The organism is Aerococcaceae bacterium DSM 111021 (assembly GCA_020112395.1).
GTDB lineage: Bacteria > Bacillota > Bacilli > Lactobacillales > Aerococcaceae > Ruoffia.
The window spans coordinates 517,570-539,375 of the sequence record JACCEK010000001.1; the positions used below are offsets into that span (position 1 = coordinate 517,570).

Consider the following 21,806-nt stretch of genomic DNA (forward strand, 5'->3'; position numbering starts at 1 on the left):
TTTTTAAATAAAGATAACGGTAACTGGTTTAATCTGATACTTTACACCTCGTTCCTATTTCGAGCGACACAATAGCTCTTATCTGTAGTTTATTTTTGCTTTGAAGAGTAGAATTTTGTATTATACAATTTCACTTGACTACAAAAAATCACATCACCATAATTTCCGCAATGTGCGTGACATCTTATTTAGATAAAAGCTCTTTTATATCGTCTTTTTTAATGTCTGAAATTGATTTCATTGGATTTGGTTTATCATTGTAGGAAGCGAGGTCTTTTTCGTAGTATGAACATGATAACCAACGACCTTCCTTAAACCCAACATTACGAAAGACTCCAGCCAATCTAAAGCCTAATTTTTCATGAAGGTTTTCGCTTGCACTATTGTTTTCTGTTACAAGACCGTACACTGTATGAATACCTTGTAACTTACAAAGTTCAAGCAACTTTTCATACAACTGACGCCCTCCCCCTAAACCTTTTGCTTTAGAATCAGTATAGACGCTCAACTCCGCTGTCCAATTATATCCTGCTCTTTCAGCAAATCGGTGTGCATATGCGTAACCTAATATCTCATCATCAACTTCACAAACAATACATGCGTAATTTTGTATAATGCTTTCCAAACGAGTTTCAAACTCCTCAGGTGTTGGCATCTTGTGTTCAAACGTTATTGGTGTCTCTATGTATTGTCTGTATATATTCCAAATGTTTTTATAATCTTTTTGTTCCACCATTCTAATAATCAAACTAATACCTCACATACTTAATTTTTCTTCTTATTATAATATACTAAGGATTAGTTAGCACGTAAATATATTCAAAAAAAGAACCAGACATTGTTAGTCTAGTTCGTTATATTACTTATCATCTAAGTCAATTTGATGTTTCTTAAATTCTTGAATAACATGTTCAGCCATTTCTTCAATCGATTGATTTTCTACGCTAATAATATGAGCGCCAATTTTGTTAAACAAATCATTGGCGAACATTAATTCTGTTTTTACCCTCTCAATATTTGAATACGTTGCTTTCTCATCTAATCCAAGAAACTTTACTCGTTCTTTTCGGATATCACTAATATACTTAGGTGAAGCCGCTAAACCAAATATTCTTCCACTTGGCACATCATATATTTCTTTAGGAATATTCGCTTCAGGAAAAATTGGCAAATTAGCTACTTTATATCCTTTATTCGCTAAATACATACTTAATGGTGTCTTTGATGAACGTGATACACCAAGAATAACAATATCTGCTAACTTAAACCCTCGTCTGTTTTGTCCATCATCATACTTTACTGCGAATTCTATTGCTTGAATTCGTCTGAAATATTGATCATCAAGTTGATGTAAACTACCACTTTGTTCCGATGGGTTTTTACCAGTTAAAGTTGCGATATGCTGAATCAATCCATGAATTGGGTTAAAATAATACATATCTTCTTTATTTGTAAATTCTTGTGCGAATTGATGTAATTCTTCATTAACCAATGTCGCGATGACTGTCGCCTCATGCTTTGCCGCATCTCCTAAAATTTCTGATAATTCATCTAAGGTATTAATAAACGGAAATCGTTTAACGCTCATTTCATTCAATGTTGGAAACTGTGCAAGAGCAGCATTTGTCACTCGAATAGCTGTTTCACCTACAGAATCTGATATAACATAAATTGTTTGGTAATTTTCTTCTTGCATTAAGAATCCTCCCCCGAACTCAATTCTACTAATAAATCTACGATATTTGTCTTAGACATTTTACCTATTACTTGATTATCAGAACTAATAACGGGTAATGAGTCAATTTGGTGCTTTGAAATTAACTGGGCTGCTTTTAACACTGTCATCTCTGGCGTTACAGCAATTATGTTAGGCATTCGTGTCATAACAATTGCCACAGCAGTCTTGTCAGCCTGGCCAGCTATTAAACTTCGCAATAAATCTTTTCTTGATACGACACCAATTAAAGCTTTAGACTCTGATTCAACAACATATAATGAGCCGACATTGTACATAAACAAAGACGTAATCGCATCATTCACCATTGTATCTGGATAGACAATGACAGGTTGAATCATCACATCAGAAACTTTATATCGATTAAAATGCTCAAATAAGAGTGATTGAGGTTCTAAGCCCGAATATATATAGCCTACTTTTGGTCTTGCATCTAGAACACCCGTCATTGTTAAGACAGCTAAATCACTTCTTAATGTTGACTTAGCTAAGCCTATCTTCTCAGCAATAATGTCACCACTAACTGGCTCGTTCTCTTTAACAATTTCAACTATTTGTTGTTGCCGTGATGTGAAATTCATTTTAGTTCCTCACTTTATCATCATTATTATCTGTTATTGCGCTAATTTTATCGCACTTTGTGCTGCTGCCAGTTGAGCGATTGGGATTCGGTACGGTGAGCATGATACATAATCAAACCCTAAAGAATCGAATAATTCAACTGATTTTGGATTGCCTCCATGCTCTCCACATATTCCTAACTTCATCTCAGGATTCACTTCATGTATCTTTTCGATGGCTATTTTAAGTAATTCTCCTACCCCATCCTCATCAACGCGTTGGAACGGGTCATAAGCTAGAACACCTTCATTAACGTATTGATTTAAGAATTTCCCTGCATCATCACGTGAATAGCCGAATGTCATTTGAGTCATATCATTCGTTCCAAAGCTACAGAAGTCACTGTGCTGAGCGATTTGATCTGCGATTAAACTCGCACGTGGTGTTTCAATCATTGTACCTATTGTATAAGCAATCTGAACATCCATTTGATCTAATAGCGACTCAATTCGTTCTTGAATTATTTCTTTTAAGAAAGCAATTTCACGTTCTGTACTCACTAATGGTATCATAATTTCTGGCTTCACGGCTATACCTTTATTATATAATTCAATCGCAGCTAATATGATTGCTTCGGCTTGCATTAAATATAGACCTGGGAAAGTCATGGCTAAACGACATCCACGGTGTCCAAGCATTGGATTCAATTCATTAAGGCTTATTAATCTTTGTGATATGTCTTCAATTGCCATATTTTGTTGTTGCGAAACCAATTCAATATCTTGGTCTGAATTCGGTAAGAATTCATGTAAAGGCATATCTAATAGTCGAATTACCGTTGGTTTGTCTTGAATCAATTCAAAGATTTGCTTAAAGTCCCTTTGCTGATGGACTAATATAGCTTCGAGTGCATTCTTCCGGTCTTTATCACTATTTGATAAGATGAATCGACGAATTTCACTTAGTGGCTCTGGTTGGAAGAACATGTGCTCTGTTCTAACTAAGCCAATACCTGTCGCGCCAAAATCTAAACCTGTTTTAATATCTAAAGGTGTCTCAGCATTCATTCGCACTTGTACCCTAGCAACTTCATTTGCCCATCTCATGACTGTCTGATAATTCTCGTCTAAATCAGAATTTGTCGTCTCGATAGCTCCTACATAAATCGATCCCGTATCACCATTAACCGAAATGATGTCACCCTCATCTAAACTTCCTCCAGGGTAACGTACTTTTCTACTTTCTTCATTAATCTCTAATACATCACATCCAGCTACACAACATTTCCCCATACCACGTGCCACTACAGCAGCATGCGAAGTCATTCCACCATGATTGGTAACAATTGCTTCACTGACGCTCATCCCTTCAATATCTTCAGGTGACGTTTCATGGCGCACAAGAATAACTGGTTTACCTAAAGCCGTCCATTCTTTAGCGGTTTGAGCATCAAAAACGACATGCCCTGTGGCTGCTCCTGGACTTGCAGGTAGGCCGTTGTCAGTAATCAATTCTGCTTTACTTAATCCTTTAGTGTCAAAGGTCGGATGAAGAAGTTGGTTGATTGATTCTGGGTCAATCGTTAATAATGCTTCCTCTTTCGTTAAAACACCTTCGTTGACAAAATCCACTGCAATTTTAAACGCTGATTTAGCTACTCGTTTACCATTACGTGTCTGTAGTAAATATAGTTTCTCATCTTCTATCGTAAATTCAACATCTTGCATATCTTTATAGTGTTGTTCTAACTTGTTTGTCATTGTTAATAATTCATCGTAGAGTTGTGGCATCGTTTCTTTTAATCGATTAATTGCGATGGGTGTGCGAATTCCTGCTACGACGTCCTCACCTTGTGCCTTAAGTAAGAATTCACCATATAATTCATTTTCTCCAGTTGATGGATTTCTTGTAAAAAGTACCCCTGTCCCGCTTTGTTCATTTTTATTACCGAAAACCATTTCTTGGATTGTAACTGCAGTCCCAATTGAATCTGGTATATTATTTAAACGACGGTATACTTTCGCTCGGTCATTATTCCATGATTTAAAGACAGCTTCAACAGCACCCACTATTTGTTCTTTTACATCTTGTGGAAAAGGTTTGTCACATAAATCTAAGTATACTTGTTTATATTTTGTAATAATATTTTTTAAATCTTCTGCTGTTAATTCTGAATCATTGCTGTAGCGTTTAGCTATTTTTACATCATTTAGGATATTATCGAAATGAACCATATCAATTCCATAAACAACATTCCCGTACATTTGTAAAAGACGGCGATAACAATCTAAAGCAAATCGTGTGTCTTGAGTCATCTCAGAGAAACGCTCCACATTCGCATCATTTAAGCCCACATTCAATATCGTATCCATCATCCCGGGCATTGAGATTGTTGCACCACTTCTTACTGAAACGAGAAGTAAATTATTTGCTTGGTCAAATGCTTTTTCAGTCGATTTTTCTAATTGAACGAGTGCAGCATTAATCTGCGCTTGAAGTGCATCATTTAACTGTTCTCCAAGTTTTAAAAAATCCATACACGCTTCTGTCGTAATAACAAAACCATCCGGTACTGGTAGACCTAATCGTGTCATCTCAGCTAAGTTGCTTCCTTTACCACCTAGTAATTCTTTCATATCTAATCGACCTTCATTAAAAGCGTATACATGTTTCATCATAATGTCCCCCTAAAGTTTTTATATATCATGCATTCCATTATATAGTACGCATTATATAAAAGACATATGATGATTAAATGCATCTTATTTATAAGCACATAAAGAAACAGCCCTTAATATTAGAATAAGTATGCATTCTAATATCAAAAGCTGTTCAATTATGCTATTGATTGTATTCTTTCGTTGCTTTTCGTGATGATAAGATTTTATCGAGCGCAACTTCGTAATGCTTTGTCGCGTAAGTATGGAACAAAATATCTACAACGTAGAATTGCACATGCAATGATGCTGTGGCTGCGCTACGATATAATTGTTCATTCGCTCTCACATGACGAATTGAAACATCTGCTTCTTCAGAGACACTATTTTTCCCGAACTGAGTAATTGACATTGTTTGGCAACCTACTTTATTGGCAAGCTGCATAAGTTTTATGATTTCATTCGTTTCGCCTGAATTGGATATACCAACAAACAGTGCTTTCTTCGTATTACCCGTTATTATTGTAATCATAACGTGTGCATCCTTTTCAACAATACAAATTTTGCCGATACGTCGCCATTTCTGGGCAAAGTTTTCAGCAACTAAATGAGATGATCCAACTCCATATACATAGATAACATCTGCTTCTTCAATCTGTTGGATTGAAGCTTTTACCTCTTCTTCTTTAATTAACGACGAGGTATCTACTAGAGATTGGTGTGCATTACCCAATAATTTCTCTTTAATTTCGTAAAAATTTTCATCTTCACTAATGTCTGAATAGCCTGGTTCTTTTAGTTTAGATAATTCACTCGAAATCATTAATTTCAACTGTGTGAACCCATCCACATCCAACCGTCTACAAAAACGAACAACTGTAGGAGCACTCGCTCCCGCCTTTTCTCCTAATTGCTTGGCAGATAGATAGATGGTATCTTCTGGGGCGTCAATAATTGCTTGAGCAATCTTCTTTTCAGCCTTGGGTAAACTGTCCTTGATAGATTTAATCAAACCAATAATATTCGTCTCATTCAAACTATTTTCACCACATTTCTATTTTTCATTTCGCTTTTAACTAATAGTGAAAAACATCAGTTATTATCGATTAGCCTGCAGTTTAAATTTTTGCCAAGGCTTAATATCATCTAATATAAATACTTCTTCTTCTCTTACTTTGCCAACAACATTACTCTTTCCACTGTTCTTCATATCTTTTAATGCAATCTGTAATTCACCAGCATAATGACCATACTCACTACTTTCAATGACAACATCACCTCGTCTGATGACTTCTGGTGTATTAAAGACATCAAATTGATGTCCTTTATATTTCACTCGGCTTTGCGTTGAACGAATCATGTTCTCACTTACATCTCCACGATTAAAGTGTAAAGTATTAAATAAAATAGCTGTCTCCGTTTCAGGCAGTCCTTCAATCGGATCAACATTGAATGTTGGCATTTTTAAGTCAAGCTTGCTGACATTATTTAATTCTTCAACGGTTGGGAAGCAATTTGATATTATTATATCATCTACTAGGTTTAAAGTAATGTAGTGTTTTAATTGAACATCTAACGGCAGTTCACGATGAATTTCTAATGTTGGAAGACCATCCGTCACTGGCCAAGGTCCATATGTATTTTCATTCTGACTCGTGATAAAAGCTGCAGTCCTTAGCCCATGTTGAGTAAAACGCTCTGTACAAGCTTTAAAAAATTCTATTCCAAGTGCACTATAACGATGTGGGTAAAAGTTGTGACATGCAATCAAATTATATTGATTAGGTTGGTAATCCATTATGGTATCGATCGTATGAACATTGTTACTCATATTAATCTCAATAAGTAAATCGTGTTCGTTATAAGTCATAAGTGCTTCTTCACTTCCAGTGAACCCCATATCTAAACGAAGACCATCTGCACCGATTTCTTTAAAGAATGATAAATCAGCATAACTAATTTCAAGCTTTTCGAAAATACGTGGGGCAACGTCAACAATAACTTCAAAGCCTAATTCTTTTGCGTAACTATTTACATCGATAAACTCAGCAACTATTTCGTTTTTGTCTCCGTCTGCTGATAAAAGACACGAGAATATGCGTGAAAAACCACTTTCTGAAGCTTTTTTGATATACTCTTTAATTCGTTGACTATCATCTTTTTCTGGGTAAATTGATATACCTAATTTTCTCATAAATACCTACCTTTTTTTATTAAGAAACGTCCTAGGTGATTAGGACGTTAATAAACATTGATTTAATTATTATTCTGCGCTTACTTCACTTTGTTCTTCTGCTAACATCTGGTTATCATAAGTTCGTACAAATGGATAATAGATTAACACAGCAATAAGTGTTAAGACAATATTTAACACTGCTGCTCGCCAGTCATTACCCATTGAAAGAAAGGCACCAATTGGGCCAGGAAGTGTCCAAGGTGCACTCGCTACTGTTCGACTTACAAGCCCCCATTCTGTCGCATACCATGCAATCACAGCATTCACCAATGGAGCAATAGTGAATGGTATCATTAACGTTGGATTTAATACTACGGGAGCCCCAAAGATTAAAGGCTCATTGATATTGAATATTGCTGGTACTAAGGCAGTTTTCCCTAAAGTTCTTCCATAGGTTGATTTAATAGAAATGGCACGTAACAATGCTAAACAATTGTTGCACCTCCGATATAAATAAACCATTGATAAAAAGGTTCTGGTGCCGTATTTTGAACACGTTTTCACTTATAGATAATAGCATACTTTTTTATATATTGAAATCATATTTCGTTTTTTATTTATTTTTATGAAATGTTTTTCTATAAAATAAAAAAATATCGTTTCCCTAGTTTAAGATCATATTTACGGAGCGTATTGAATTTTGCCTAAAACAGCTTGCTTTGACGCTCCAGTGGCGCTTGGAGCATTGGATGGATTCTTTTGCAGAGTTTCATTGGCTAATATAATAACATCACTTTTTTATTAAAGTATGCGCTTTCTGAAATAGAATTTCAAGTATAAGTATTAAAAAAAGACACTAAACAAAACGTTTAGTAGCTTAACTATCATACTATTGTCCAGGTTCAAATATCTGATTGTCAACTTGAGTCACTAACATGAGGTAAATATAACCTGAAAAGCTATAAGCCATTAATTCTTCGAAAGGAACGGTCGTATCATCAACTACAGTTCCATCCTGAATAATTATAAGTCCACCTTCCCCAATAGTTGATGCTTCTTTTGGATATCCAATCCCATAAGCATATTCTCCATCAACAAGTATTTGACCAAATCCATTTAATTCCAGATTTTCAATATTCAGAAGTTCTTCTGTTGTTGCATTGTTCGATATAAGATCAGAATGCTCTTGGTTTGACACTAATTTATCTGACATAAAAGCTAATGATAAAGTCGTAATTCCTGTATAAATCAAATTATCATTTACAAAGTAAAAGTCGACTTGAGCCCAATCTTCAATACCAGTCGTAGGATTCATATCCCCTTCTTCTGCACGGTAAACATAACTAATACTTGCCGTACCATCACCACCATCTGCCTCAGAAACTTCGACATCACTGCCTGCTTCGTATGATTCAAGCACTTGATTATAGAAAGTTCCCTGCTCCATCGTTCCCATATCTGCTAGTTGATATGACTCTGTAGCAGTTTGATAATCTTCCCAAGCTCTTTCTAACATGGTATTGTTTTGGGCTTTATCTTCAAAAAGTTCTACCGTCCATTCAGGTATCAACGTCTCTCCACTAGTTGTCCATTCTGATGCTGCGTTAACTTGTGTAGATAACGATAGGAATAATGTCAAAAGGAGTGACATGACAATGCTTTTTTTTAATAACTTCATTTTATTTCCTCCTATTATAATTGCCAAACAGCTTATCTATATTCTATTATACAGAAAGCCTTTTCATACTGGTAATGATATGTATTTTAGTATTACTAAACAAGTTGTTAGTTGCTTTCAAAGCTCTATGATATAATTAGAATAATTTAATTTTATAGGAGGATTCAATGTCTTACCAAATTAATCAGAAATATGCTCCGCTTTTCAAGTCCCTTCGTTTTCCAAATGGTATTGAAATCGCGAATCGTTTTTCATTAAACCCGCTAACTACTAATGCTTCTTCTCTTGAAGGTTATGTTACTGAAGAAGAGACTTTATATGCTGAAAGACGTAGCTTATCTGCACCTCTTCAAATTACAACTGCCACATATATTGAAGATTATGCTCAACTCTTCGAATTTGGACCGAGTGTTCGTGATGATAGTTATATCTACGGCTTATCAAAATGGGCCGCAGCAATGAAAAAAGATGGCGCGAAAGCAATTTTACAATTAACTCATGCGGGCCGTTTTGCCAAAATCACATTACAAGACTATGGTATTGTTTACGGGCCAAGTCATATGAGTTTGAATACTCCAGTTGTTCACGAAGTACTACCGATGTCTAAACGAAAAATTAATCATGTTATTCAACAATATGTAGAAGCTACACGACGTGCGATTAAAGCCGGTTTTGATGGAGTTGAAATTTCTAATGCTCAACGATTATTACCGCAACAATTCTTCTCGCCTTTCTCTAATGAGCGTGATGATGAATACGGCCCACAATCATTGGAAAATCGATCTCGTTTTGGTATCGAAGTAATGAAAGCTGTTCAAGGTGCGATTGATGAATCTGGTGCAGAAAACTTTATACTAGGTTTTCGCGGTACGCCTGAAGAAACTCGTGGATCTGAAATTGGCTATACAGTTGATGAATTTAATCAATACTTTGATTGGTTAATGGAAGTTTCGGATATTCAATATTACGCCATCGCTAGCTGGGGACGTGATATATATAAAGCCACTGCTCGAGCTGGAAAACATGAAGGTGAACTAGTTAATAAAGCAGTATATGATCATGTAAACGGCCGTGTTCCAGTCATTGCGACGGGTGGCGTTAATAGCCCTGATAAAGCGTTAGAAGCTCTAGAGAATGCTGATATGATTGGTATGTCGTCTGTATTTGTTACAGAACCAGACTTTGTCCAAAAACTTGAAAAAGGTAAAGAAGCAGACATCAATCTTGGTTTCACACTTGAAGAATTACCTGATTTAGCTATTCCCCATCGTGCTTTTAAAGATTTAGTGGAATTTATGGACTTTGGTGGATCACTCCCCCAAGAAACACGCGATGAACTTCGTAAACTGACTGAACAGGATAAATCAAGTTACTTTAAAGAATTTAAATAGTACCAGAGATATAATATAAATTCACCTAAACACATTTGGAATAATGTTTAGGTGAATTTTTTATTATTTATACATGTGGCAGCCCACATTACATGTATTGTTTATGATTTACTTCAGAAATGACATTTTGTCAGGGATAGTTCACTAATTTTGGATTTGAAACTTTCTCAAATCCATAAAACCTCTTTATTTGGATTTGAAATCCTCTCAAATCCATAAAACCTCTTTATTTGGATTTGAAATCTTCTCAAATCCATAAAACCATTGAATTTGATTTGAAACTTTCTCAAATCCATAAAACCCCTTAATTTGGATTTGAAATCTTCTCAAATCCATAAAACCTCTGAATTTGGATTTGAAACTTTCTCAAATCCATAATACAACAAAAAATACGCCCTAATTAAAGGACGTATCTTCAAATTATTTAATCTGCTCTTAACGCGATTGCAGCATCTTTCTGTGCTGCCATTCTAGCTGGGATATGACCACCTAATACCGTTAATATCGTACTAATAATAATTAATGCCATTGCGTGCATTGGATCTAATTGAGCTACATTTGTAAGTCCAGTTAAAGATTCAATAATTGTGTTAATTGGGAGTGTAGCTAAGTATGCTACAGCAACTCCGATAACACCTGAGAAAACTCCTAAAATTAATGTTTCAGCATCAAATACACGTGTGATATCTTTCTTGCGTGCACCCAAGGCTTTTAGAACTCCAATTTCTTTCGTTCTTTCTAATACAGATGTGTAAGTAATTATACTAATCATAATCATACTTGTGATTAGAGAGATTGCGGCGAATGCGATTAATACATACGTGATTGCATCCATCAAGCCACCCGTCAACTCAGTCATTGTTCCTGCTAAGTCTGAATATATAATCTTATCTTCGCTCTCTTTTCCTTCATTAAATTCATCCAAGTAAGTTAAAACTTGATCTTTTGCTTCAAAGTTATTCGGATAAATCATTATCGTATTCGGAATCTCGCTTGCGCCTAAGTAAGTCATAAACTGATCTTTTGAATCACCTTCTAAAGTTTCATTTGTCATTACGTTGACATCTGACTCTTCCTGAGCTTGAACAATTTCTGATTCTTGGTTTTGGCTCACTACTTTTTGAGCTAATAAATCACTATAAGCTATACCAGGTGCCAATAAATCCATTGGCGAGTCTTCTTTAATACGAAGAACACCAGTTACCGTAATAGTTTCGTTGTTTTCATTATTATAAACATCTTCTAAATCTTGATTAGGCACAAAATTTCCCGTTGGTAACTCTTGGAAATAAGCATCATTATAAATTAAAGATACTTCCGTTCCTACTATATCTTCGAACGGTATTGTGTCACCTTCTGAAACTTCAAAACCAAGATTGTTTAAACCATGTAAATTAGCTTGATTGCGACCATCCACAATCAATACAACGTCGTTTTCATTTTCTGGATAACTTCCTTCTAAAACATCGTAGTTATCTTGTAGGAAAGTATTCTGGTCTTCATCTAAACTATGTGGGAATGTTGATACTCCCACTCCTGTCATATTAGACATCATACTCATCATTTCACCCGTCGCTTGATTGTCAGGATTTACGTTAGAGAATTGAACCATTTGAGGTTCGCCATCTATCTCACGCATCAAGTTAAGTTTAGTACTTCGTGCATAGTTTATATGTTGACTGAGTTCCGGGTCAATGTTTTCCACATGCTCTATGAAATCTTCATCAATAGGATTAATGTGCTGTAAAGCTTCTCTTGCATCTACGTCTACTATAACTTCATTTGTATCTGGAAACGTTACTTCTGTATTTTCCATACCCGAAAGATTTTCAGTTGACGTATCTTGTGCTATCTGAGAAATCGTTATAGGAAACTGTGCTAAAGTTTCGGCTTGTGTTTGATCAATTTGCTTTTGGAAACCATTAGATAAGGAAAGTACGATAGCTATACCGATAATTCCAATACTTGATGCAAAGGCTGTTAAGAATGTTCGACCTTTTTTCGTCCAAATATTTTTAAATGACAAACTCAGTGCCGTAAAGTAACTCATCTTAGTTCGTTTAAGATTTAATTTATCTGCAGCCACAGTATTGTCATATGCATTTGAATCATTCACAATCTGACCATCACTGAATTCGATGATGCGATTTGCATAATTTTCGGCTAATTCTGGATTATGTGTCACCATAATAACTAATTTTTCATGTGACAACTCTTCAATTAGTTCCATAATCTGAACACCAGTATCTGAATCTAATGCACCTGTCGGCTCGTCACATAATAGAATATCGGGGTCATTCGCTAATGCACGGGCAATAGCAACACGTTGCATCTGTCCTCCTGATAATTGATTTGGCTTTTTATTTAAATGTTCGCCTAAACCAACTCGTATCAGCGCATCTTCTGCCTTTTTTCTTTTTTCTTCTTTAGAGACACCACTCAAAGTCATACCCAATTCCACGTTATCAGTAATTCCTAAGTGACTGATTAAGTTGTAGCTTTGGAATACAAATCCGATTGAATTATTTCGATAGGCATCCCAATCTGTATCTTTAAATAATTTAGTTGATTGGCCATTAATAATCATGTCCCCACTGTCATAACGATCCAGACCACCTACAACGTTTAAGAATGTCGTCTTTCCTGAACCACTTGGCCCAAGAATTGCTACAAATTCTTTCTGACGAAATGAAACTGATACACCGTCTAAAGCTTTCGTGACCGTATCTCCAACTTCATATATTTTTTTGAGATTTTTCAACTCAAGCATTTTAACACGTCCTTTATATATTTTAAATTAATTCTCATGTAAATCATGTCCATCAATTACTTTAACATTCATTTATTGACTCTACATTAATTTCTTCTAACTTCTATAGTAATTTTTTGACCTATGATATTATATTAAGTAAACTTCATAGAAGTCATAGAAAAGAGGAATTAATATGGGAAGATTTAGTGTTTTTACAGAAGTTTACGCTTTAGAGAAACAAAAGAATTTTGGTAAAACTACTTATACTGGCATTATTAATGGGTATTTAACTATTATAACCATAGAAGAATCAAGGTATAAGCGCGATTTGTATATCACAATTGGAGCGACGGTAGATTCTAATAAACTAAAACAATCGAAAGAAAATTTATTGGACATTAAACGTGTTAAACATGTCACAATTAAAGATCATACGATTGAGATTTACGCTAATACATATGCAAGAACCGGAAAATTTAAAGAACATATTCAACAAATTATAGATCCATTAATAGATGATTTAGTTCAATTAAACGTAACAACTGGTTGTTTCTTAACTGGTATTAATGACAATACGGTTGAGCTCATGAAATTAGAAGGAGAATATGCATTCGTATCGAGTGTTGCTTATGAAGAAAAGCATGCTGAATTTCAAAAAATTCAAACAGATAAAAATGCTAAAGGAAACAGCCTAATTTTTGGCTTAGTCGGAGCTTTTATTGGCTCACTCATTGGAGGTCTTATCTGGGGTATTCTTTTATACTTTGGTTACTATGGTTGGTTTGCTGCTGTTATCGGAGTGATAGTAGCATTTTATCTTTATCGGAAATTCGGTGGGCCTATTAATATAACAGGAGCCATTGGAATACTTATCATACTCATATCCATCTTGCTGTTAACAAATAGAGCCGTCTATACTTATATCCTCTCCGAAATATTTACTGAAGCTAATCTTGTTGGTTATAGTTTTAGCGATATTTTTATGAATATCGAAGAATACCTATATCGACTTGATTCAATAATAGTTCAGACTGGAGAATCTGTTAGTTTCGTCAGTGCTTTTAATCTAGATAATTGGTTAGGGATTGGCGTTGCAATGATTTTTGGTATTGGATACTTTATTTTTGAATATCAACGGTTTAAAAATCAATATACAATTAAAAAATTAAATAAATAAAATTGTACTTCAGAATACTTCATGATATACTCTAGCTAATAAATTAAAGGTGGTGTGCACATGTTAACAATCTAAAAAAGCAGCTTATTGAAAATATTCTATTATAAGAGTATTTTCTGCGGTCTTTTTTAGATATTTACTGTGCATAAATGGGTTTATTTAATATACTTTGCGTATATTCCCCCTATTATAATGCTCTTTCCTAAAAACGGCCGTGCTGCAATTATTTGTAGTCGGCCGTTTTTTTGAATACGAGGTGTAAATATATGTTACAAATAAAAAATTTATTCATTAGGCATCGTTATGATTTGTCTATATTAATGCAAGATGTAAACTTTGTCGTTAATTCTGGTGATAAACTTGCCATAATTGGTCAAGAAGGTAATGGTAAGTCTACTCTACTTCACTATATTCTAGAACTAAGTCAAATTCATAGTTATTTGGATATTAATGGAGAAATGATTAATCATTTTAATCAAGTAGGCTATTTACCTCAAACTCTCCCAGAAGAAACTTTACAGAAACCACTTGAAAGTTACTTCTTTGCAGGATTAGACCCTGCGACAATAGATTATACAGAATTATATCGATACGGAAGTCAACTTGCTTTTGATATTGATCGCTTGTATACTGACCAACTTTTAAAGTCATTATCGGGTGGGGAACGGATTAAGGTTCAGTTGCTTAAATTATTAATTGAAGGCTCTGATTTATTACTATTAGATGAACCATCAAATGACTTAGACATTGATACTTTAAGTTGGCTTGAGAAATTTATTCGTGAGTCGAACCAAGCGATTATTTTCATCTCGCATGATGAAGCTTTGCTTGAATCAACTGCTACCAGCGTGTTGCACCTTGAAAGATTGCAGCATAAAGAACGTCCAGTTGCAACTTTCGCTAACCTGACTTATCTTGAGTATGTCGAACAAAAGAATGCAAAATTCAGTCATCAAATGAAGGTATCACAAAAACAACGTGAAGAACATGATCAGAAGATGGCGCGTCATCATCGCATTGAACAAAGTGTGACCCACCAACTTCGAGCAACAAAAGATGCCTCTGCCGGTCGCCTACTTGCGAAGAAAATGCAAGCCGTTAAATCAACAGGCTCACGTTTTGAGCGAGAAGCAGACCACTTTGAAGATATTCCTATTAAAGAAGATGCCATTGATATTCGATTTACTAACACTCAGCCAGTTCCAACAGGCAAGCAAATTATACATATCTATAATGAATCGGTAAAAATTGACGAGACTATCTTAGCTCAAAATATCGAATTAACTGTGAATGGTACTGATAAGATCGGAATTATCGGGCAAAACGGAATTGGCAAAAGCACCTTTTTAAAGAAAATTTGGAAAGTCTTAGCTAACAACGACACGTTTAAAGTAGGATATATGCCTCAAAACTATGACGAAATTCTTTCACCAGAAGACACACCGATTAGTTTTCTAACTGAAATTGGCTCAACAGATGAAAGAACTCAGATTATGACATACTTAGGGAGCATGAAGTTTCTTCCTGAAGAAATGGCGCATCCAATTAACGCATTATCTGGTGGACAACGTGCTAAACTATTATTACTGAAATTTGACTTACAAGGTCAAAATGTATTGCTTCTAGATGAGCCCACAAGGAACTTCTCTCCCACATCCCAAGGTGAATTAAGACAAGTCTTTCAAGACTTTCCTGGTGTAATAATAACTGTATCACATGACCGTCGGTTTTTACGTTCTGTATGTAGTCGGATTATAGAGTTGACTCCAACTGGATTTGTTGATCGAAGTGATTTATTTAATGAAGTAGAATAAAAACGAGCCTCATTAAATGAGCTAATAATGCCACTTTTTTATTATAAACTTTTCGCTATTTCAGAATTTTGTAACTCGTTAACCCTTCCGGTATAATTAGGCTAATGAACTAATTATACTGGAAGGGTGTTTTACTTTATGGTTACATTAATCAATCTATCTGAAGTAATCAGAATTAGTCTTGTTTCTTTATTATTTTTTATTTCTTTAATAATTATTTTAAGAATATCAGGTAAACGTACTTTGTCGAAAATGAATGCTTTTGATTTTGTTATAACCATTGCACTTGGTTCGATATTCGCTACTATTATCTTAGACTCGTCTATCAGTTTAATGAGTGGTCTTACTGCAATTATTTCCTTAGTTTTTTATCAATTTATTATCACTTTTTTGAGCGTCAGATTTAAAAATTTTAAGAACATTACTAAATCTAAACCATCCTTACTTTATTATAATGGCCAGTTTTTTGATGATTCTCTGAAAAAGGAACGAATTGCATTAGACGAACTCAAACAAGCAGTTCGAAATTCTGGTTTTGCATCCATTGAAGATATAACAGCTATTGTACTCGAAACGGACGGAACACTCTCAGTTATTGAAAAAGCCTCCGAGATTATTTTATAAGTTTGAATAAACGTTGTGTATATAATACTTATTTTTAGGCCATTTCCAATGGTTCCGTTATTGTAATATAACCGTATTTTTTGATTATGTTAACCATTCATGATTACGAGTTTATTTAATATTTAGATTTTTTTCGCAATATAAAAAACATAATTAAAGTATTCGTGATATTGTTTATATACTTCAATCTCTTCATGCACTAAATTTATAAATGTTTTTACATCTTCACTATTATTGTATTTTTGTAAAAAAGACTCTATCCGCTCTTCCATAGGATTGTAATAGTTTTCCAACCAAGCCTCTTCAGATAGTTCAAAATGTGTAATCGGCTCATAGCCAGAGTTTCAAATGACTTTTAACTTCTCTTCCATTGTATCTATTTCACTATATGCTTCAATCCAATACGATTCAATCTCAGCCGGTCGCTCATCTGTTGTCCACGAGATTTCTGATACAACAATATATCCGTTATCCTTTAAGTATCGTCTCCATTCAGTTAAGCCACGTTTGAAACCAATATTATAAATTGCTCCCTCAGACCAAATCACATCAAATGATTCTTCTGGAAAGTCTAAATTATCCATATCAGCTTCAACAGTTTTGATTCTATTCTCTAAACCTAATACATTACGTCTAGTTACTAACTCATCTAAAAAATTCAATAACATATCTACGGCAACAATATTTGCTGGTGAATGCTCAGCTAAAGTGAATGTCTGCTCGCCCGTTCCACTTCCAATATCTAATATCGTTGCTTTATCTGTCATTTGAGGTAAGTATCCAAGCGCTTTGAGTGTATCTTCTGTCGATCCCGGCCCTTGTCTTTTGGCACTGACGTGAAAATCAATGATATAATCCATTAAATTCATTGATAACCCCTCCTATAATTATTTGTTTTAATCGTAAATGTTCACTATAAGTGTAACATTAGTTATTGGATTTCAATAATAATACAGTGGGTGTTAACACTCACAAAGCGAAGACAAAAAAAGACCTGCCGATAAATCGGCAGATCTTCTTCAAACGCTGTTACACCAACGTTTATGTGGCTAAATTAAGCTTCAACCGTTGCAGGGTAAACAGAAACTTGTTTCTTGCTATGCCCTTTACGCTCGAATTTAACAACGCCGTCAACTAGTGCGAATAATGTATCGTCCCCACCGCGACCTACGTTATTTCCTGGATGGATTTTAGTACCACGTTGGCGGAAAATGATTGATCCACCTGTAACAGTTTGTCCGTCAGATGCTTTCGCACCTAAACGTTTCGCGATTGAGTCACGACCGTTTTGAGTAGAACCTCCACCTTTTTTCGTAGCGAACATTTGTAAATTAAGTTTTAACATTCCAATGCACCTCCTATGATATGAATTCTTTTTCGTATATATGAATAAATTCAGGATAACTATCTGCAAGTACTTCAAATGCAAAGTGCAAATGTTGAAGTAATAACTGCGCATCATGAGTCACCGATTTACTTAAATCTGAGGGTAGCGTTACTTTTAAGTAACCTCCTTCAGTTTCGTTAACTTCAGTTTGAACTTCAATGTTCAATAATTGAACAAGTGAATTTTCAACTGAAATCACTTGGCTCGATACAGCTGCACAAACAATATCATAACCCGAATCTGCATAACCTGCATGTCCAGTCACTAAGATTTGTTTGATTCGCTTTTTTGTATCGTGATAAAATGAAATTTTAATCATTATTAAGCGTTGATTGAGTCAATTGTAACTTTAGTATACGGTTGACGGTGACCTTGCTTAGTATGAGAGTCTTTACGACGTCTGTATTTGAAGATTGTTACTTTTTTACCGCGACCTTGTTTTTCAACAGTCGCTTCAACAGTAGCACCTTCTACAAATGGAACACCAATTTTAGTGTCTTCTCCACCTACAAATACAACTTCGTCAAAAGTGACTTTGTCACCTTCGTTAACGTCCAACTTCTCAATGAAGATAGTTTGTCCTACTTCTACTTTTACTTGTTTTCCGCCAGTTTTAATAATTGCGTACATTCAAGCACCTCCTATATTTATATTATCAGGGTAATCTCTTACCCCTACACCGAGACTCGCCATGTTAAGTGGATGATAACATCACTTAAATACTTAATATGTGCGGTTGCAGATGGGTGCACAAATACAACAGTAATATCATAGCAAATTATAAGTAGAGCGTCAACTATATTTCAATGAAATTAATACAATTCCATCGCTTTTTGATAGAATGGTAATAGTTGGTCAACTGTTCGTCTCATCCACTCTTTATAAGCTTCTTCCGTTACTAATTGATGGTTTAGTTTCGGTTCGACTCTTCCTATCATAAACTCAGCACTTTTAACTGTTTCTAATCGATTAAATAACTTCTCCAAGTCAACTTCATCAATGCTAGAATAATTAAGCTTTGTATGATCTGGAATAATCATTATATCTTTAGATAATTCATCGAAGAGCTCCAATTCTCCTTGGAAAAGTTTAGCAATTTCCGTTTGGTACAAGATATTATCAATAAAAGATAATGTTATAAAAAGATACTCGCCATTAATACCAATTTGAAAATGGGGGTATTTTTTATAACCTCGCTTGTCTCCCCCAATTGCACACCAAGTAGCTTCTGGCTCGTGGACTGAGCGTTGAATGTGTTTAGCCACATGAACAGGCAAAGGTACATTGAGTCCAAGTTTAGATTGTACATATTCCGAAATAAAACTTCCATAATGTCGAAACAAAGGTTGTATATCTGAACGAATTAATTTCATTCTGTTATCTAAACCTTCAACATTAAAGATATTAAATATGTCTTCATTAAAATTTCTTTCCATTATTTACTCCTACTTCATTACTTCTTTAATAACTCGCATGGCATTTTGATAAGCTAACTTTTCAATCGTTCCATAATCCCATCCAGCATGCCATAAAGAATCAAATAAAAGGTTCATCTTATCTGGTCCATTAATTTCTAAGTCACCACTTATTCCATCAAAATCTGTTCCTATCGAAATGACTTCAGCCCCGCCAATATTACGGATATGGTTTAAATGCTCAATCATTGATTTAATAGTAGACTTATCCTGTGTGATGTCTTTATTTAAAAGATTTCCAAAGAAGTTCAAACCAATTACTCCACCTGAATTAGCAATTTTTTTAATCATATCATCCGTGAGGTTACGAGAATGTGGTGAAATTGATCTTGCATTAGAATGACTCGCAACAATTGGCTTTGTTGACGTTTCGATTACATCATAGAAGCCCCCGTCGGAAAGATGCGATACATCTATCACCATGCCTAAACTATTCATTAATTCCACCACTTCAAATCCAAATTTCTTTAAACCTTTTCGCATATCATTTTTGTCTAAACTATTCGGATACCCTATCGCATTTTCATGATTCCACGTTAGTGTCATCAATCTAAAGCCCATGTCGTATAGTTCTTCCAACCGATTCAAGTCTTGACCAATCGGTCTACCATCTTCTAATGTCAAAAAGATTGAAATACGATTTGCCATCTGATTACTAGCTAGCGTCTCATAGTTTGTCGCTAATTGAATGCTATTACTGTATGATTTAAGCCCTTTGTGTAAGTGTTGATATAATTCATCAATATACTCTTTATCGCTTATCACAGGTCGATTTAACCCTTTGAATATTGCTTCATTCAACATAAAAACAGCTAAAAATTGTGCCATCGCACCACCCTGACTTAAACGTTGAATATCGAGATGAGTTTGTGAGTTTTGCATTAATGAATCTACACCTGTCAAAGAAGTATGCATTAGTGTATCTGCGTGTAAATCAATGAATTTCATTCAATCTTCCTTCTTTCTATAATTGACTTAATCGAACCATCGCATCTGTAAGTGCTCCTACAATTGTTGGTATTGCTGTCAAATTAAAATATTCATCAGCTTGATGAGCCCGGTTTTCCATACCATCATTCAGGTAAGTTGTCCCAAACGCTACTCCAACGCCTTGGAATAATTTTGCGTAAGTAATTCCTCCACTATAAAAGGCTGGCTGATTCTCACCTATCCATAAATCATATACATCCAATAATTGACTAACATATGGACTATCTAAGGATACTTCCGTTGGTGGGAAATGGAAATGATTTCCAATTGAAAATTCTGGGAATTTACTTTCAAGTGTCTCCTGTAATTGATCTTTGGTTACAGGATTTGGAAAGCGGATGTCCACAACTAATCGCATATGACCATTTGTTAAGTGACATTGCGATGGATTTACAGTTGGTGAGCCCATAGGTTCATAATGCGGTTTTAAATCAAGCCCAGCGCCATTGTAATCATTAAACGCATCATTAAATGCTACTGCCCATTCATCATTCAATTCTTCATCAAGCAACTTAAATAAGTGTGCTAGCGCATTTTCACCCAACTCTGGTTTTGAGCTATGTGCCGATTTCCCGTAAATTGTTAAACTATTACCAACTAACGCATGCTTGAATGTTATATTATCTAAAGCTTGGCTTACTTTTTCTAAAGCATCATCTTTAAGTTGTACATCTACGCGATCATTAATGGCATTTTCCGAGTTGAAAGTCTCAATTGTATCAACAATCGTTGAAGCAACAGGTCCCTCTAATGAGAATGCCGCATCTCCTTTTTCACCAAGTGTCACTTGGAATGATGCATCTGGTGTGAACATAAAATTAGGCAACCCATTCTGTTCAACATAATAAATAATATCTTCGAAAGAGCTTTCTTCATCAGTTCCCACTACAATGCGTAAATTATGTGATAAATGCAATCCTAGATCTCTTATAAGTAGTAAAGAAATATACGAAAGCCATACTGATGCTTTCATATCTTGGGCTCCACGTGCGTATAGTAAATCTCCTACTATCTCAGCACCAAATGGATCGTAATTCCATCCGGCCCCAACAGATACAACATCCATATGTCCTACCACATCAATACGTTGATCTGTAGGTTCCGTTGCTGGAAGTTCAATGACTAAATACTGCCCTTTATCAATAAATGTTTCAAAGCCGTCTTTATCAGCTCGTTCTTTCATCCATGCTAGACCCTTAGCTATTCCTGCACCATACGGCGCTTCTTCAGAAACGGTTTTGGGTTCAAAAACCGTTGGTATTTTCAGTAACTGAACCATCCCTTCAATGATCATTGAATTATTTTCTTCTGTCCATTGTTTAATTTGTTTTGATAAATCCATCTATTCAAATCCTCCTGTATAAAATAATACCTTATTTTAAAAATTAT

18 protein-coding genes, 2 pseudogenes and 1 other annotated feature are annotated in these 21,806 nt (G+C 35.0%); of the genes and pseudogenes, 4 read left to right on the forward strand and 16 right to left on the reverse strand.

Features of this window, described 5'->3' with window-relative positions; all coding sequences use genetic code 11:
* Positions 1 to 184: 184 nt before the first annotated feature.
* The 8 genes and pseudogenes from HYQ40_02430 to HYQ40_02465 all read right to left on the reverse strand — a co-directional run bounded on the left by HYQ40_02430 (position 185) and on the right by HYQ40_02465 (position 8,807).
* The gene (locus HYQ40_02430) at positions 185 to 748 is read right to left on the reverse strand and encodes an N-acetyltransferase family protein (protein MBZ6526618.1); all 564 of its coding nucleotides are present in this window, start codon (positions 746 to 748) and stop codon (positions 185 to 187) included.
* Positions 749 to 859: 111 nt separating this feature from the next.
* Positions 860 to 1,696: a kinase/pyrophosphorylase gene (locus tag HYQ40_02435; GenBank protein MBZ6526619.1), complete on the reverse strand. Its 837-nt coding sequence runs from the start codon at positions 1,694 to 1,696 to the stop codon at positions 860 to 862.
* Positions 1,696 to 2,316 carry a helix-turn-helix transcriptional regulator gene (locus HYQ40_02440; protein MBZ6526620.1) on the reverse strand — a complete coding sequence of 207 codons (621 nt, stop codon included), beginning with the start codon at positions 2,314 to 2,316 and terminating at the stop codon, positions 1,696 to 1,698. The genes HYQ40_02435 and HYQ40_02440 overlap by 1 nt, the downstream gene beginning before the upstream one ends.
* 33 nt (positions 2,317 to 2,349) lie before the next feature.
* A complete protein-coding gene (locus tag HYQ40_02445) occupies positions 2,350 to 4,974 on the reverse strand; it encodes a pyruvate, phosphate dikinase (GenBank protein MBZ6526621.1) in 2,625 nt (874 codons plus the stop codon).
* A 163-nt stretch (positions 4,975 to 5,137) separates the two neighbouring features.
* On the reverse strand, positions 5,138 to 5,989 hold the full coding sequence (locus tag HYQ40_02450; protein MBZ6526622.1) for a MurR/RpiR family transcriptional regulator: 852 nt from the start codon (positions 5,987 to 5,989) through the stop codon (positions 5,138 to 5,140).
* A 63-nt stretch (positions 5,990 to 6,052) separates the two neighbouring features.
* Positions 6,053 to 7,147 carry a DUF871 domain-containing protein gene (locus tag HYQ40_02455; protein MBZ6526623.1) on the reverse strand — a complete coding sequence of 365 codons (1,095 nt, stop codon included), beginning with the start codon at positions 7,145 to 7,147 and terminating at the stop codon, positions 6,053 to 6,055.
* A gap of 69 nt (positions 7,148 to 7,216) precedes the next feature.
* Positions 7,217 to 7,644, reverse strand: a pseudogene (locus tag HYQ40_02460) (PTS sugar transporter subunit IIC).
* A 374-nt stretch (positions 7,645 to 8,018) separates the two neighbouring features.
* Complete coding sequence (locus HYQ40_02465; protein ID MBZ6526624.1) at positions 8,019 to 8,807, reverse strand: hypothetical protein; 789 nt, start codon at positions 8,805 to 8,807, stop codon at positions 8,019 to 8,021.
* Positions 8,808 to 8,974: 167 nt separating this feature from the next.
* Between HYQ40_02465 and HYQ40_02470 the strand changes: the two genes are divergently transcribed.
* Positions 8,975 to 10,198, forward strand: a complete 1,224-nt coding sequence (locus HYQ40_02470; GenBank protein ID MBZ6526625.1) for an NADH-dependent flavin oxidoreductase — start codon at positions 8,975 to 8,977, stop codon at positions 10,196 to 10,198.
* Positions 10,199 to 10,622: 424 nt separating this feature from the next.
* Here HYQ40_02470 and HYQ40_02475 read toward each other — a convergent pair whose 3' ends face one another.
* Positions 10,623 to 12,968, reverse strand: a complete 2,346-nt coding sequence (locus HYQ40_02475) for an ABC transporter ATP-binding protein/permease (protein MBZ6526626.1) — start codon at positions 12,966 to 12,968, stop codon at positions 10,623 to 10,625.
* A 175-nt stretch (positions 12,969 to 13,143) separates the two neighbouring features.
* On the opposite strand from HYQ40_02475, the gene HYQ40_02480 reads away from it, so the two are divergent.
* The 3 genes from HYQ40_02480 (at position 13,144) to HYQ40_02490 (ending at position 16,565) form a co-directional block, all read left to right on the forward strand.
* Positions 13,144 to 14,127, forward strand: coding sequence for a hypothetical protein (locus tag HYQ40_02480; protein ID MBZ6526627.1), 984 nt, complete (start codon positions 13,144 to 13,146; stop codon positions 14,125 to 14,127).
* A 266-nt stretch (positions 14,128 to 14,393) separates the two neighbouring features.
* Positions 14,394 to 15,941 carry an ABC-F family ATP-binding cassette domain-containing protein gene (locus tag HYQ40_02485; GenBank protein MBZ6526628.1) on the forward strand — a complete coding sequence of 516 codons (1,548 nt, stop codon included), beginning with the start codon at positions 14,394 to 14,396 and terminating at the stop codon, positions 15,939 to 15,941.
* A gap of 138 nt (positions 15,942 to 16,079) precedes the next feature.
* On the forward strand, positions 16,080 to 16,565 hold the full coding sequence (locus HYQ40_02490) for a DUF421 domain-containing protein (GenBank protein MBZ6526629.1): 486 nt from the start codon (positions 16,080 to 16,082) through the stop codon (positions 16,563 to 16,565).
* A gap of 122 nt (positions 16,566 to 16,687) precedes the next feature.
* Here the strand turns inward: HYQ40_02490 and HYQ40_02495 are convergent.
* The 7 genes and pseudogenes from HYQ40_02495 to HYQ40_02525 all read right to left on the reverse strand — a co-directional run bounded on the left by HYQ40_02495 (position 16,688) and on the right by HYQ40_02525 (position 21,759).
* A pseudogene (locus tag HYQ40_02495) lies at positions 16,688 to 17,434 on the reverse strand (methyltransferase domain-containing protein).
* 185 nt (positions 17,435 to 17,619) lie between these two features.
* Positions 17,620 to 17,910 (reverse strand): 50S ribosomal protein L27, encoded by a 291-nt coding sequence (gene rpmA, locus HYQ40_02500; protein ID MBZ6526630.1) that lies wholly within the window; start codon positions 17,908 to 17,910, stop codon positions 17,620 to 17,622.
* 13 nt (positions 17,911 to 17,923) lie between these two features.
* A complete protein-coding gene (locus tag HYQ40_02505; protein MBZ6526631.1) occupies positions 17,924 to 18,271 on the reverse strand; it encodes a ribosomal-processing cysteine protease Prp in 348 nt (115 codons plus the stop codon).
* A 2-nt stretch (positions 18,272 to 18,273) separates the two neighbouring features.
* Complete coding sequence (gene rplU / locus HYQ40_02510) at positions 18,274 to 18,582, reverse strand: 50S ribosomal protein L21 (protein ID MBZ6526632.1); 309 nt, start codon at positions 18,580 to 18,582, stop codon at positions 18,274 to 18,276.
* 42 nt (positions 18,583 to 18,624) lie between these two features.
* Positions 18,625 to 18,700: a sequence feature (ribosomal protein L21 leader region), on the reverse strand.
* Positions 18,701 to 18,764: 64 nt separating this feature from the next.
* Positions 18,765 to 19,388 carry a DUF1054 family protein gene (locus HYQ40_02515; GenBank protein MBZ6526633.1) on the reverse strand — a complete coding sequence of 208 codons (624 nt, stop codon included), beginning with the start codon at positions 19,386 to 19,388 and terminating at the stop codon, positions 18,765 to 18,767.
* A gap of 9 nt (positions 19,389 to 19,397) precedes the next feature.
* Positions 19,398 to 20,375: a membrane dipeptidase gene (locus HYQ40_02520; protein ID MBZ6526634.1), complete on the reverse strand. Its 978-nt coding sequence runs from the start codon at positions 20,373 to 20,375 to the stop codon at positions 19,398 to 19,400.
* 16 nt (positions 20,376 to 20,391) lie between these two features.
* Entirely contained in the window at positions 20,392 to 21,759 is a 1,368-nt protein-coding gene (locus tag HYQ40_02525) for a Sapep family Mn(2+)-dependent dipeptidase (GenBank protein ID MBZ6526635.1), read from the reverse strand.
* Positions 21,760 to 21,806 lie beyond the last annotated feature (47 nt).

What these genes read in the sequence shown, in the direction of transcription:
- HYQ40_02435 (MBZ6526619.1), bottom strand. Translation starts at nt 1,696, where the DNA reads ATGCAAGAAGAAAATTACCAAACAATTTATGTTATATCAGATTCTGTA.
- HYQ40_02440 (MBZ6526620.1), bottom strand. Translation starts at nt 2,316, where the DNA reads ATGAATTTCACATCACGGCAACAACAAATAGTTGAAATTGTTAAAGAG.
- HYQ40_02445 (MBZ6526621.1), bottom strand. Translation starts at nt 4,974, where the DNA reads ATGATGAAACATGTATACGCTTTTAATGAAGGTCGATTAGATATGAAA.
- HYQ40_02455 (MBZ6526623.1), bottom strand. Translation starts at nt 7,147, where the DNA reads ATGAGAAAATTAGGTATATCAATTTACCCAGAAAAAGATGATAGTCAA.
- HYQ40_02465 (MBZ6526624.1), bottom strand. Translation starts at nt 8,807, where the DNA reads ATGAAGTTATTAAAAAAAAGCATTGTCATGTCACTCCTTTTGACATTA.
- HYQ40_02470 (MBZ6526625.1), top strand. Translation starts at nt 8,975, where the DNA reads ATGTCTTACCAAATTAATCAGAAATATGCTCCGCTTTTCAAGTCCCTT.
- HYQ40_02475 (MBZ6526626.1), bottom strand. Translation starts at nt 12,968, where the DNA reads ATGCTTGAGTTGAAAAATCTCAAAAAAATATATGAAGTTGGAGATACG.
- HYQ40_02480 (MBZ6526627.1), top strand. Translation starts at nt 13,144, where the DNA reads ATGGGAAGATTTAGTGTTTTTACAGAAGTTTACGCTTTAGAGAAACAA.
- HYQ40_02485 (MBZ6526628.1), top strand. Translation starts at nt 14,394, where the DNA reads ATGTTACAAATAAAAAATTTATTCATTAGGCATCGTTATGATTTGTCT.
- HYQ40_02490 (MBZ6526629.1), top strand. Translation starts at nt 16,080, where the DNA reads ATGGTTACATTAATCAATCTATCTGAAGTAATCAGAATTAGTCTTGTT.
- rpmA (MBZ6526630.1), bottom strand. Translation starts at nt 17,910, where the DNA reads ATGTTAAAACTTAATTTACAAATGTTCGCTACGAAAAAAGGTGGAGGT.
- HYQ40_02505 (MBZ6526631.1), bottom strand. Translation starts at nt 18,271, where the DNA reads ATGATTAAAATTTCATTTTATCACGATACAAAAAAGCGAATCAAACAA.
- rplU (MBZ6526632.1), bottom strand. Translation starts at nt 18,582, where the DNA reads ATGTACGCAATTATTAAAACTGGCGGAAAACAAGTAAAAGTAGAAGTA.
- HYQ40_02515 (MBZ6526633.1), bottom strand. Translation starts at nt 19,388, where the DNA reads ATGGAAAGAAATTTTAATGAAGACATATTTAATATCTTTAATGTTGAA.
- HYQ40_02520 (MBZ6526634.1), bottom strand. Translation starts at nt 20,375, where the DNA reads ATGAAATTCATTGATTTACACGCAGATACACTAATGCATACTTCTTTG.
- HYQ40_02525 (MBZ6526635.1), bottom strand. Translation starts at nt 21,759, where the DNA reads ATGGATTTATCAAAACAAATTAAACAATGGACAGAAGAAAATAATTCA.